At 60.9% G+C, this 11,763-nt stretch carries 13 protein-coding genes; 6 read left to right on the top strand and 7 right to left on the bottom strand.

Annotated features, from left to right (window positions below):
• Nucleotides 1–138: 138 nt before the first annotated feature.
• Nucleotides 139–1,458, bottom strand: coding sequence for an Nramp family divalent metal transporter (locus tag AC07N8_RS10800; RefSeq protein WP_493143486.1), 1,320 nt, complete (start codon nt 1,456–1,458; stop codon nt 139–141).
• Between the two features lie 156 nt (nt 1,459–1,614).
• Between AC07N8_RS10800 and AC07N8_RS10795 the strand changes: the two genes are divergently transcribed.
• From AC07N8_RS10795 to AC07N8_RS10780, 4 genes are all read left to right on the top strand, one after another.
• Nucleotides 1,615–2,409 carry a hypothetical protein gene (locus tag AC07N8_RS10795; RefSeq protein WP_493143484.1) on the top strand — a complete coding sequence of 265 codons (795 nt, stop codon included), beginning with the start codon at nt 1,615–1,617 and terminating at the stop codon, nt 2,407–2,409.
• A 57-nt stretch (nt 2,410–2,466) separates the two neighbouring features.
• Nucleotides 2,467–3,390, top strand: a complete 924-nt coding sequence (gene yddG, locus AC07N8_RS10790; protein WP_493143482.1) for an aromatic amino acid exporter YddG — start codon at nt 2,467–2,469, stop codon at nt 3,388–3,390.
• 82 nt (nt 3,391–3,472) lie between these two features.
• On the top strand, nt 3,473–4,144 hold the full coding sequence (locus AC07N8_RS10785; RefSeq protein ID WP_483839899.1) for a glutathione S-transferase family protein: 672 nt from the start codon (nt 3,473–3,475) through the stop codon (nt 4,142–4,144).
• 98 nt (nt 4,145–4,242) lie between these two features.
• Nucleotides 4,243–4,815: a DcrB/PsbP domain-containing protein gene (locus AC07N8_RS10780; protein ID WP_493143480.1), complete on the top strand. Its 573-nt coding sequence runs from the start codon at nt 4,243–4,245 to the stop codon at nt 4,813–4,815.
• 3 nt (nt 4,816–4,818) lie between these two features.
• Here AC07N8_RS10780 and AC07N8_RS10775 read toward each other — a convergent pair whose 3' ends face one another.
• The 3 genes from AC07N8_RS10775 to AC07N8_RS10765 form a co-directional block, all read right to left on the bottom strand.
• A complete protein-coding gene (locus AC07N8_RS10775; RefSeq protein WP_493143478.1) occupies nt 4,819–5,535 on the bottom strand; it encodes an alpha/beta hydrolase in 717 nt (238 codons plus the stop codon).
• Between the two features lie 177 nt (nt 5,536–5,712).
• Complete coding sequence (locus AC07N8_RS10770; RefSeq protein ID WP_493143477.1) at nt 5,713–6,825, bottom strand: succinylglutamate desuccinylase/aspartoacylase family protein; 1,113 nt, start codon at nt 6,823–6,825, stop codon at nt 5,713–5,715.
• Between the two features lie 116 nt (nt 6,826–6,941).
• Nucleotides 6,942–7,721, bottom strand: coding sequence for an ABC transporter substrate-binding protein (locus AC07N8_RS10765; RefSeq protein WP_483839903.1), 780 nt, complete (start codon nt 7,719–7,721; stop codon nt 6,942–6,944).
• Between the two features lie 245 nt (nt 7,722–7,966).
• Here AC07N8_RS10765 and AC07N8_RS10760 point away from each other — a divergent pair, with 245 nt between their 5' ends.
• The gene (locus tag AC07N8_RS10760) at nt 7,967–8,611 is read left to right on the top strand and encodes a type 1 glutamine amidotransferase (RefSeq protein ID WP_493143475.1); all 645 of its coding nucleotides are present in this window, start codon (nt 7,967–7,969) and stop codon (nt 8,609–8,611) included.
• Nucleotides 8,612–8,798: 187 nt separating this feature from the next.
• Here AC07N8_RS10760 and AC07N8_RS10755 read toward each other — a convergent pair whose 3' ends face one another.
• A complete protein-coding gene (locus AC07N8_RS10755; protein ID WP_493143473.1) occupies nt 8,799–9,233 on the bottom strand; it encodes a rhodanese-like domain-containing protein in 435 nt (144 codons plus the stop codon).
• Nucleotides 9,234–9,332: 99 nt separating this feature from the next.
• On the opposite strand from AC07N8_RS10755, the gene ftrA reads away from it, so the two are divergent.
• Entirely contained in the window at nt 9,333–10,307 is a 975-nt protein-coding gene (gene ftrA / locus AC07N8_RS10750) for a transcriptional regulator FtrA (RefSeq protein WP_493143471.1), read from the top strand.
• Nucleotides 10,308–10,425: 118 nt separating this feature from the next.
• Here the strand turns inward: ftrA and cobF are convergent, their stop codons facing one another.
• Both cobF and AC07N8_RS10740 read right to left on the bottom strand, forming a co-directional pair.
• Nucleotides 10,426–11,181 (bottom strand): precorrin-6A synthase (deacetylating), encoded by a 756-nt coding sequence (gene cobF / locus AC07N8_RS10745; protein ID WP_493143469.1) that lies wholly within the window; start codon nt 11,179–11,181, stop codon nt 10,426–10,428.
• A complete protein-coding gene (locus tag AC07N8_RS10740) occupies nt 11,181–11,753 on the bottom strand; it encodes a histidine phosphatase family protein (RefSeq protein WP_493143467.1) in 573 nt (190 codons plus the stop codon). Before AC07N8_RS10740 ends, cobF begins: the two co-directional genes overlap by 1 nt.
• Nucleotides 11,754–11,763: the final 10 nt, after the last annotated feature.

The following is an 11,763-nucleotide window of genomic DNA, read 5'->3' as shown; positions in this document are numbered from 1 at the left end:
CCTGCTGAACGGGCAGAGCGAATACCAATCGAAAACCAGTTGAGGGCTTCCCCTCAACCATAGAATCTCCCACAGTTGATCTTCGGTGAGCACAAAATCCCTGTGGGAGCGAGCCTGCTCGCGAAGAGGCCAGCCCGGTCACCCCAGAAACTGGAAGATCAACCAAGAATTCGCCCCGCTGATCACCACAAACAATCCCCACGCCAGCACCCGAGTCGGCCAGCGATTGACGAACGTCCCCATCAACTGGCGATCGTTGGTCATGCGAATCAACGGGTACAACGCAAACGGCAACTGCAAACTCAACACCACCTGACTCAACACCAGCAACTTGCCAATCGCACTGTCGCCCATCAGCCAGACCCCGATGAACGCCGGAATCAGCGCCAGCCCGCGGGTGATCAAGCGCCGTTGCCAGCATGGAATCCGCAGGTTCAGGAACCCCTCCATGATCACCTGCCCGGCGATGGTCCCGGTAAAGGTCGAACTCTGCCCCGACGCCAGCAACGCCACGCCGAACAACACGCTGGCCAACGCCCCGCCCACCAGCGGATCCAGCAAGTGATAGGCATCCTGGATATCCACCACATCGGTATGCCCGGTCTTGTGGAACGCAGCCGCCGCGAGAATCAGGATCGCCGCGTTCACCAACAGCGCCAACGCCAGCGAGCCGATGGTGTCGATGCGCGCCAGGTTCACCGCGTCCTGCTTGCTGGCCAGGTCCTTGCCGATCATTCGGGTCTGCACGATCGAGGTGTGCAGGTACAGGTTATGCGGCATCACTGTGGCGCCGAGAATGCCGATGGCCAGATACAGCGGTGCGGCGTCGCCAATCGCCGAGAGTGACGGTGTAAAGCCGCGCGCCACGTCCGGCCAGTAAGGTTTGATCAGCAGCAACTCGACGAAAAAACACACGCCGATGGTGCTCACCAGCACCAGCATGATCGCTTCAAGACGACGGAAACCACGGTTTTGCAGGGCCAGCACCAGCAGCGTATCGAATGCGGTCAAGGCGATGCCGAACGTCAGCGAACACCCGAGCAACAGATGGAATGCCAAGGCACAACCGAGCACTTCGGCGAGGTCGGTGGCGATGATCGAGATTTCCGCCAGTACCCACTGCGTGCGTGCCGTGCGCGTGCTGTAGCGCTCGCGGGACAACTGCGCCAGGTCGCGCCCGGTGGCGATGCCCAGCCGCGAACACAAGCACTGCACCACCATCCCCGCCAGACTCGCCAGCAACACCACAAACAACAGGCTGTAACCAAAGCGCGAACCGGCCTCGATGGCGGTCGCCCAGTTGCCCGGGTCCATGTAGCCGATGGACACCAGTAAACCCGGCCCGGCAAAGCTCAGCACCCGTTTAAAGAATGAAGCGCGCGGATCAACGGGAACGGTGCCGGCCACTTCCGGCGGGCAGAACGGCGCAGTGGCGACTTTGGGTAAACTGAATTTCACGCACACATCCAGAAACAGGTGAGAGGAGGCAGCTTAGACGTTTCACCCGGCACACCCAAGGGCCAGCAGCTTTGTATACAAAATCCGCCAATCCATAGAGCAATTCAGCGCGCACGATGCTAACGTTGCCGCCTCTCTCAGGAAGGAGACGCGTGCGTGCTGATGCTCAAACTGCTGGTGATTCCAGGATTTCTGTTGCTGATTTCCCTGGCCGGTAAACGCTGGGGGCCGAGCGTGGCCGGTTGGCTGTCCGGGTTGCCGGTGGTGGTCGGGCCGATTCTGTTCTTCCTCGCCATCGAGCAGGGCGAAGTGTTTGCCGCCCAGTCGGCGACGGCCGCGTTGTCGGCGATGTTCGCAATGATTGCCTTCTGCGTGACCTATGCCCAGGTTGCCCAGCGCGCCGGTTGGCCGTTGGCGCTGCTGGTGTCGCTGTCCGTCTGGGCCTTGGCAGCCGTCATCCTGTCGCTGATTCCACCGTCCCTGGTGTTTTCGGTCATCGCCGCAGCGACTGCGCTGCTCGCCGCGCCTTACCTGTTTCCCAAAGTGCAGCCGCTGGTGTCCGGCCCGGCGCCGAAGTCCGATAAATTGCTGCTGCGCATGATGGCCGGCGCTCTGCTCACCCTGGCGGTCACGCTACTGGCGAGCACCGTCGGCGAACGCTGGAGCGGCTTGCTCGCGGTGTTCCCGGTATTGGGCAGCGTGATGGCGGTGTTCTCCCAGCAAACCCGGGGCCCGGCGTTTACCGCCGCGTTGCTGCGCGCCACGGCTACAGGCATGTATTCGTTCGCGGCGTTTTGCCTGGTATTGGCCTTGGCATTGCCGTACATCGGGCTGAGCGCGTTTGCCCTCGGCGTCGCGGTGTCCGTGGCGATGCTCGGGGTCACCCGGCAATTGCTGGCACGCCCGGTCAAGCCGACGACCGAGCCTGGACGATCCGCGATCAACCGCTAAGCTCCTTCACAGCTGCGGGCCAGGATGTCGCCCGCTCACCGCGCTGAAGGACCAGACATGAATGACGCCACGCTCCCTGTGCGCTCTGCCCGCTCAGCCACCGCCGTGGGCGTTGTCGCCATATTCCTCTGGTCCTGCCTCGCGCTGCTGACCACCCTCACCCAAGGTATTCCCCCGTTTCAGCTGATGACGCTCGGTTTCGGCGTGGCCTTCGCGGCGAGCGTGGTGATTCTGGGGCGACGCGGCATCGCCGGCTTCAGCAGCTGGCGACAACCCTGGGCCGTTTGGGCGACCGGGTTCAGCGGAATCTTCGTCTATCACGCGCTGTATTTTTTCGCGCTCAAAGCCGCCCCGGCGGCCGAGGCCAGCCTGATCAACTACCTCTGGCCACTGTTGCTGGTGTTGTTGTCGGCGTTCTCGGCCGGGGAAAAGCTGCACAAGCGACAGATGCTCGGCGCGCTGCTGGGGCTCGCCGGCACAGCGTTCATCATGCAGCAACACGCACCGGCGGCGGGTGCGGCGATGCCAGTGGCCGGATATCTCGCAGCGTTTGGCTGTGCGCTGATCTGGGCGGTTTATTCAGTGTTCAATCGACGTTTCAGCGAAGTGCCCAGCAACACCATCGGCGGTGTCTGCGGGCTGGTGGCCATCGGCGGGCTGATCTGCCATCTGCTGTTTGAAACCACGGTCTGGCCGGATGCCGGTCAATGGGCCGCCATCCTCTGCCTGGGCCTGGGACCGGTGGGCCTGGCGTTTTTGGCCTGGGACCACGCCACCAAGCACGGCAGTCTGGCGACGTTGGGGGCGCTGTCCTATCTGGCGCCGCTGATTTCCACGCTGCTGTTGATCACCGTGGGCGACAGTCAGGCCGGTCCGATCCTGATCGTGCCCGCGCTGTTGATCATCGGTGGCGCGGTGATTGCCACCACGCGATCCTCCGAGAAAGCTCTCACAACACGTTCGATACCATCGAACGAGTAGAGCAAAAACCTCGTACGTCAATCGAACGGGTTTCCCGCAACATCAGCCTCAGTTCACAACCCACCCGACTGAGGCCTACACCATGAAATTCTTTTTCCACCCTTCGCCAAACCCGATGAAAGTTGCCCTGCTGCTTGAAGAGCTGCAAACGCCTTACGAATTAATCGGCGTCGACACCTTCAAGGGCGAGCAACACCTGCCAGCCTTTTTGGCGATCAATCCAAATGCCAAGGTTCCAGCACTCGTTGACGGTGATGCCACCGTGTTCGACTCCCAGGCGATCCTGCTGCACCTGGCGCAAAAACATCAGCGTTTCCTGCCGACCACCGCTGCCGGTAATGCCGAACTGCTGTCGTGGCTGATGTTCATCGCCACCGGCCTGTCGCCGTTCTCGGGCCAAGCCGTGCACTTCCTGCACCACGCGCCGGAAGACCTGGCTTACGCGAAAAACCGTTACCTGAAAGAAGTGGAACGTCACTACCGCGTACTCGACCAGCGTCTGGCCGACCATCAATATCTGGCCGGCGACACCTACAGCATCGCCGACATGGCGCTCTGGGGCTGGGCCAACTACGCGCCGTACATCCTCGGTGAGAACGGCCTGGCGGCGTACCCGAACGTCAAGCGCCTGTTCGACGAAATCAGCGCCCGCCCGGCCGCTCAACGTGCCCACGGCTTGAAAGAGAAACTGGTGCTCAAGGCCGAGTTCGACGAAGAAACCCGTCGCAACCTGTTCCCGCAAAACCAGGCCTGACGGTCAAATCCAACTCCAAACCACCGCCATGCTGGAATGCTTCACAACGTCCATGGGATGATCGCCCTCAAAGCGCGATCATCCCTGGAGTTTTTTGCATGTCACTGTTGAGTAAAAAAGCCGTTGCCCTGTTGCTGACGGCGGTTGCCAGTCTGGGCGCGTTCAATGCACAGGCCGCCAAGGCCACGGCCACCGCGCCTTCGTCCTCGCAGAAAGTCTCGATGCTGGGCGGCAAGTTCACCTTCTCCCTGCCCAAGGGCTTTACCGCCAACACGCTGCCGGCCAGCCCGTCGGGCGCCAGCGGCACCATGTACACCAACGAAACCACCAAGACCGTGGTGATCGCCGCGGAAAACAACCTGCCGGCCGACGTTACCGTCAAAGACAACGACGGCGCGTTTCTCGACGGTACGGCCGCCGATTTCGAAGCCGCACAACGCAAGGCCCTGCCGGATTTCAACAAACTCAGCGAAAAAAGCCTGACGCAGAAAGCGTCAGGCCTGGGGCTGCGTCAAGTGGACAGCACCGCCACCCAGGGTGGCGGCATGACCCTCAACACCACGCTGATGGCGGCGTCGGGTAATCGCATGGCGGTGGTTCAGGTGATTTCCCGTCCGGGAGACATGGCTGCCCACGAAACGCTGATCAAACAAATCGTCAGCGGCAAGTAAGCCTCAAGGGTTGAGGTGCTGCAGCCAGGCGTTCAAATCGACAATCTCGGCCTCACTGATGTTGTGGCCGAGTCCTTCGTAGCCATGAAACTCAGGCTTGAGGGACAGGCTCTTCAACAGGGTGTCAGCATCTGTACCGTCCTTGTACGGCAGGCGGTTGTCCTCTTTGCCATGACCGATGAAGATCGCCAGCTTCTGGCGACTTTCATCCGGTTTGAGCGCGGATTTGAGCACCGGTAGAATCCGCCCGCTCAACGCCGCAATCCCGCCGACCGCCTCGGGGTGACGCAACGCCACTTCGTAAGACATGATCGCGCCCTGGCTAAACCCCACCAGGAACACCTTGTCCGGTTCGGTGTGATATTTCTTCGCCGCTTGGGCGATGAAATCCAGCAGCACCTGGCCGCTGGTCTTCAAGTCGCCAGTCTTGCCGTTATAGGCGCCCTCGCCCTTCTTGGTAAACCACTGGTAGCTGCCCTCTTCCAGGGTCATCGGCGCCCGCACTGACAGGTAGGTGTACGTCGCGGGCAGATCATCCTTGATACCGAACAGGTCCTGCTCGTTGCTGCCGTAACCGTGGAGAAAAATCACCAGTGGCTGGTGTTGCGACTCAGGGTTGGCTTGTTCCAGGTACTTGAGGGGCAGATCGGTTTGCAGCGGGGTTTGAGCGTGGACCGCGGCGGATGCCAGCAGCGTCAGCATGGCGAGAAATTTCAACATTGGCCTTCCTTTACAGAAACAGGATTCGGGGGTGAGCCTAGCACTGTGGAACCTGCCGGGGGATTTTGGGTGTTGCTGATGCCGCCTTCGCGAGCAGGCTCGCTCCCACAGTAGAAATGCATTCCTTTGTGGGAGCGAGCCTGCTCGCGAAGAGGTCCTTGATGACAGTGAAGAGCCTCAGTCGTTGATCAACTTCCCAACCCGAATCGGCTCACGCCCCGCCACTTTCGCCTGCCACGTCCCCGGCTGCGTATACCGCCCGCGATCAATCGCAAACAACACGCCGCTGGTCCCGGCGCGCACGGTGGTCGCCCGGTCATTCAACGGGTCGACCACTTCAAACAGTGCATCGCCACGCTCCACCCACTCACCGGCATCGCGCAGGAAACTCACCACCCCGTGATGCGGCGCGAACAGGTACTCGGTGCCTTCGAACGGCATGCCTTCACAACATTCGCCCGGCGCCGCAGGCCAGTCGCCCTTGATAAAACCCTGTTCGGCCAGGAAGCCGAGGATGGCCTCGCAGTTGGCCTGCGCCTGATCCACCCGCGTGTCGCCCATGCTCCCCAACTCCAGCGTCGTCGCCAGGTTGGCCGGGGGAATAGCCGCCTCGGGAAATGCCCGCGCCAGACGCAGCCACGGCGAAGAACAGGACTCATCGAACGAGCTGCCGCCGGAATCTTCACACAACAACGCGACGCCCGCCTTCAGCCGCGCCGCCAGGGATTGCCACTGCGGCCAGTGCTGCGGCAAGGCATAAATATGAATCGCCGCGTCAAAATCGCAATGCAGATCGAGGGTGATGTCGGCATCGCACGCATGGCGCAACAGCAAACGGTGCATGGCTTCCAGTTGCGAGGCCGGTGCCGGCAAGCCATCGAGCACCTGGCCCATGGTCTGGCGAATCAGCGCGATGTTGGCCTGTGCATCGTCGCCCAATTGGTCCCCGATCAACGCGGCCACTGGTGCGCTGAGCTCGACAAACGAGCGGTTGAAATTCTTGCCGCTGCCCAATTCGAAGCGGCCCATGTGGCTGCCCTGCAGGTGCTGATCGAGGCCGATCGGGTTGGCCACCGGCACCAGTTCAATCACGCCTTGCAGTTGGCCTTGGGTTTCGAGTTCGGCCAGGCGTTTCTTCAACTCCCACGCCGTGCGCATACCCGGCAGTTCGTCCGCATGCAGGCTGGCCTGGATGTAGACCTTGCGCGTGCCCGTGCCGTAGCGAAATACGCTGAGGGTACGTTCGGTGCCCAGGTGGCTCCAGGGCAGTGAATGGTCGATGCGTTGCATGGGTAAACTCCTGAAATCTGAACGGTGAAAATCACCCACAGGGTTCTCTGTTGCTAGAGAATGCACAAAAAAAATGGCAACCGCGTCAACGGTTGCCACTTTTTTGAACGGCGTGATTACTCGCCGTAAACGTCAAACTTGAAGTACTTGTCCTGCACTTGCTTGTACTTGCCGTTGGCGCGGATCTCTGTGATCGCCGCGTTGAACTGCTCGGCCAGGGCGGTATCGCCTTTGCGCACGGCAATGCCGGCGCCGCCACCGAAGTACTTCGGATCGTTGTATTCAGGGCCTACGAAGGCGAACCCTTTACCTTCTTTGGTTTTCAAGAAGCCGTCGTCGAGGTTGACCGAGTCGGCCAGCAGCGCGTCAACGCGACCGGCGACCATGTCCAGGTTGGCTTCCTGCTGGGAACCGTAGCGAACCAGTTCGATTCCGGCCGGCACCAGCACTTCAGTGGCGAAGCGGTCGTGGGTACTGGCGCGCAGCACACCGACTTTCTTGCCTTTGAGATCGGTCAGCGGGTCCTTGACGTCGGTGCCTTCCTTCATCACGAAGCGCGCCGGCGTGTGGTAGTACTTGATGGTGAAATCGACGTTCTTCTTACGGTCGTCAGTGATGGTCATGGACGACAGGATCGCGTCGATTTTCTTCACTTTCAGTGCCGGGATCAGGCCGTCGAATTCCTGCTCGACCCACGTACACTTCACTTTCATCTGCTCGCACAGCGCATCGCCGATGTCCACGTCGAAACCGGTCAGTTTGCCGTCGGGGGTTTTCATCGAGAATGGCGGGTAACCGGCTTCAATACCGATGCGGATCGGCTTGGCGTCTTCGGCCACAGCGGTCAGGGACAACATCGACAGTGCCAGGGCACCGAACATCACTAGCTTTTTCATTTATAACTCCCGTGTGCGGAGGCTTTTATTGGCAGCTTACGATTGGCTTTCGGCCGGTGAGAACCGAAGTGGCCGGCAGTCTAGAGTGGCTTCAAATGGGCAAATTGTGTTTAAGCGACAAATACTTACAGAAAAGTGGCTCACGTGATGGAGTCTCTTGAAGTGTGCGCCACGGCGGTGCACAGACTGTAGGACAAGTCCTTTTATCAGGCAAAACCTACACACAAATACGACAGGGAATCCTGATGCCAACATTGAACCTGATCCAGCACCACCCCGCCGAAGGGCCGGGTGCGATTGCTGACTGGGCCACGTCCCGAGGCCTGACGCTAAACGTTTTTCGCGCCGACCTCGGCCAATTGCCGCCCGTGAGCGCGACACCGGTGATTGTGTTGGGTGGGCCTTATGAATCCAACGCCGGGCCGACCTGGCTGGAAGCCGAACGGCAGTGGCTTGCGGGCAGTCTGGATCAGGGCGCTCCGGTTTTTGCGATTTGCCTCGGGGCGCAGTTGCTGGCGTTGAGTCTGGCCGGACAGGTGCGGCGGATGGCTCAAACCGAAACCGGCTGGACTGAGGTGACGTTCGCCGATGGCCAGCGGTTGAAGGTGCTGGAGTGGCACGAAGACGCGATCGACCTGCCGCCGGGAGCGCAACTGCTCGCCAGCAGTGTGCAATGCGCACAGCAGATGTATCAGGTGGGGTCGACGCGGGTGGGGTTACAGTTCCATCCGGAGTGGAATGCCGAGTCGGTGGCGATGCTCAATGAGCACTTTGGTGAGGAATCGCCGTTGCCTCGGGGTGAACAGGACAGCCCCGCCTACACCGCCGTTTATGACTGGTTGCAGGCGACGCTGGATGGGTGGTGGACGGCGTCCTCAACCCTTCGCTGAACATCAGGCTTCGGGTGGTTCGAGGGGCTTTTTGTGGCGAGGGAGCTTGCTCCCGCTGGGTCGCGGAGCGGCCCCAAAACCGGTACCCGCAGTGCATCAGGCATACCGCGTCCTTCTCGATTACGACTGCTTCGCAGCCGAGCGGGAGCAAGCCCCCTCGCCACAGGTGTTCTGTGTTGCTTGAATTTCAGCATTCGCAGCCAATGACGGCGCTCGCCGGACGCTGCACCACCGTGCTCAACTCAAACCCTTCATCCAGCCACCCCGTCACCCCGCCGATCATTTCCTTGACCGGGTAACCCAGCGCCGCGAGTTTCACGGCGGCCTTGTTGGCGCCATTGCAATGCGGACCCGCGCAATACACCACGAATAAACTGCTTTTCGGGTAAGCCGCCAGGCCTTCAGCGGTCAGCAATCGCCCCGGAATGTTGATCGCACCCGGCACATGGCCGCGCTCGAACGCCAGCGGACCACGCACGTCCACCAGCACAAAATCCACCTCGCCGGCCTGTTGGCTGCCGTGGACGTCGGAACAATCGGTCTCGAAGGTCAGACGGTTACTGAAATGCATCAGGGCAATGGCCGAAGGGGCGGCGGGAATTTCGCGAACCAGGCTGGTCATGGGCTGTACTCCGTAGTGTGTGGGTGTGAGAAGACTTTATCCGCCCGCCACTTGCCGCTACAGTGGCGCACAAGACACTCACCGGGAACTTTCCGCCAAATGCAGCCTAACCCTGGATTGGTCGCGATTCTGGCCTACGACGGCCTCTGTACTTTCGAATTCGGCATTGCCGTGGAGATCTTCGGCCTGGCGCGGCCGGAGTTCGACTTCCCGTGGTACGAACACCGGATTATTGCCGTTGACCAAGGCCCGATGCGCGCCATGGGCGGCATTCAGGTGCTGGCCGATGGCGGCATGGAGCTGCTCGAAGACGCCCGGACCATCATCATTCCTGGCTGGCGCGACCGTAATGCGCCGGTGCCCGAACACCTGCTCGACGCCTTGCGCAAAGCCCATGCCCGAGGCGCACGATTGCTGTCGATTTGCTCCGGGGTGTTTGTGCTGGCGGCGACCGGTTTGCTCGACGGTCACAGCGCTACCACCCATTGGCGCTACACCAGTGAGCTGGCTGAACGTTTTCCGCACATTCTGGTGGACCCGCAGGTGTTGTATGTCGACTCCGGGCAATTGATTACCTCGGCCGGCAGCGCGGCGGGCATCGATGCCTGCCTGCACCTGGTGGCGCGGGATTTCGGCACGCAGGTGGCGAACTCGGTGGCGCGACGGCTGGTGATGTCGCCGCAACGTACCGGCGGTCAGGCGCAGTTTATTCCAACGCCGGTCAGCCCGACGCCACGCAGTGACGTGTCACGCGTCATGCAATGGGCGCGGGAGCGCTTGCACCAACCGCTGGAGGTTCGTGAACTGGCGAGTGAAGCGGCGATGAGTGAACGGACGTTTTTGCGCCGGTTTACCGAAGCCACCGGGATACCGCCCAAAGCGTGGTTGCAGCATGAGCGATTGGCCCGGGCCCGAGAGTTGCTGGAGAGCACCGGGTACAACACCGATCAGATTGCCGAGCAGTGCGGGTATCGCTCGGTGGAGAGTTTTCGGGTGGCATTTCGGGGAGTGGTGGGTGTGCCGCCGTCGGTGTATCGGGAGCGGTTTGGGCGTGGGGTCATCGCTACTTTTTGAGCAGTATTTGAAGGCCCCTTCGCGAGCAGGCTCGCTCCCACACTGGATCTACGGTGCACCACCATCCACGGTGGGAGCGAGCCTGCTCGCGAAGGCGTCAGCCCAAACACCACTGATCTCAAGGCTTACGCAGCAAGTAGGTATCCATAATCCACCCATTCGCCAATCGAGCCGCCTTGCGCACCCGCTCAATCTCATCCGCGACTTCTTCAAGCGTGCCGCTGATCAAAATCTCATCCGGTGTGCCCAAATAAGCCCCCCAATAAATCTGGGTCTGCGGATCGGCCACCTGACGGTAGGCATCCTGGGCATCCAGCATCACCACCACACTGTCCGCCTCACTCACCTGCCCCGCCGCCAACCGGCGCCCGGTGGTAATTTCAATCGAGCGACCAATGCGATTGAGCGGCACTTTATGGCGCGCCGCCAATGCCTGGACGCTGGTGATGCCGGGGATCACCTCAAACTCGAACACACAGCGACCCATCGCCAGGATCGCCTGCAAAATGCGGATCGTGCTGTCGTACAACGCCGGGTCGCCCCACACCAGGAAACCGGCGCACTGCTCGTCAGTCATTTCCTCGTTGATCAGCCGTTCGAAGGTCAATTGCTTGGCGAGGTTGAGGTCTTCGACGCTTGTCGTGTAGTCCACTTCACCGCGCTCACGCTCAGGGCTGTGGGCCTCGACGAAGCGATAGTCGTGATCGGTGATGTAGCGTTCGCAGATCTCGCGACGCAGGTCGATCAGCGAGTCTTTGTCCTGGCCCTTGTCCATCAGGAAAAAAACATCAACGAGATTCAGCGCCTTCACGGCCTGCATCGTGATGTAGTCGGGATTGCCGGCCCCGATGCCGATGACCAACAGTTTTCTCATCACAGCACACCTTGGGCATCAGTGCCGAGCAAGCGCAGGCGCCAGCGGCCGGTGAACCGCAACTCAATGGCTGACAACGGTTCAACGTCGATCTGGTTGAACGCCGCACCTTGTAATACGTGGGTTAGCGCAGCGCGTATGACAAACGGATGGGTGATCGCAACGACGTGCCCCGGTGTTGCCTCGAGGGTGTGCAGCCACTGCGCCACGCGCTGCCCCAGTTGCGCCACTGACTCACCGCCATGCGGGGCCGAGGTCGGGTCATCGAGCCAGGCCTGGAGCGCCTCGGGTTCTGACGCTTGCAGATCATCAATGCGCACGCCCTGCCACTGTCCGAAGTCGCAATCGCTCAATGCGGCCACCACTTCAACCTCATCACCAAACAATGTGGCCGTTTGCCGGGTGCGCAATTCCGGACCGCAGAGCAAACGCGGCGTCCCTTTGAACGCGTGACGACGCGAACCCTTCGCCGATTGCCAATCCATTTCCAACGGTTCGTTCGTAGGAAAACGCGCCAATTTCTGTGCGACGGTTCGCGCGTGACAGATCAAGGTCAAACGGGTTGTTTGCACGGATGAACAC

This window comes from Pseudomonas sp. GW821-FHT10C09 (assembly GCF_059415465.1).
This window is presented reverse-complemented; position numbering and strand designations above follow the sequence as displayed.

Bases quoted from the DNA above. Each gene is read 5' to 3' on its own strand.
- cobF (WP_493143469.1), bottom strand. From the start codon at position 11,181: ATGAGAAAACTGTTGGTCATCGGCATCGGGGCCGGCAATCCCGACTAC.
- AC07N8_RS10760 (WP_493143475.1), top strand. From the start codon at position 7,967: ATGCCAACATTGAACCTGATCCAGCACCACCCCGCCGAAGGGCCGGGT.
- AC07N8_RS10765 (WP_483839903.1), bottom strand. From the start codon at position 7,721: ATGAAAAAGCTAGTGATGTTCGGTGCCCTGGCACTGTCGATGTTGTCC.
- yddG (WP_493143482.1), top strand. From the start codon at position 2,467: ATGAATGACGCCACGCTCCCTGTGCGCTCTGCCCGCTCAGCCACCGCC.
- AC07N8_RS10780 (WP_493143480.1), top strand. From the start codon at position 4,243: ATGTCACTGTTGAGTAAAAAAGCCGTTGCCCTGTTGCTGACGGCGGTT.
- AC07N8_RS10785 (WP_483839899.1), top strand. From the start codon at position 3,473: ATGAAATTCTTTTTCCACCCTTCGCCAAACCCGATGAAAGTTGCCCTG.
- ftrA (WP_493143471.1), top strand. From the start codon at position 9,333: ATGCAGCCTAACCCTGGATTGGTCGCGATTCTGGCCTACGACGGCCTC.
- AC07N8_RS10775 (WP_493143478.1), bottom strand. From the start codon at position 5,535: ATGTTGAAATTTCTCGCCATGCTGACGCTGCTGGCATCCGCCGCGGTC.
- AC07N8_RS10755 (WP_493143473.1), bottom strand. From the start codon at position 9,233: ATGACCAGCCTGGTTCGCGAAATTCCCGCCGCCCCTTCGGCCATTGCC.
- AC07N8_RS10770 (WP_493143477.1), bottom strand. From the start codon at position 6,825: ATGCAACGCATCGACCATTCACTGCCCTGGAGCCACCTGGGCACCGAA.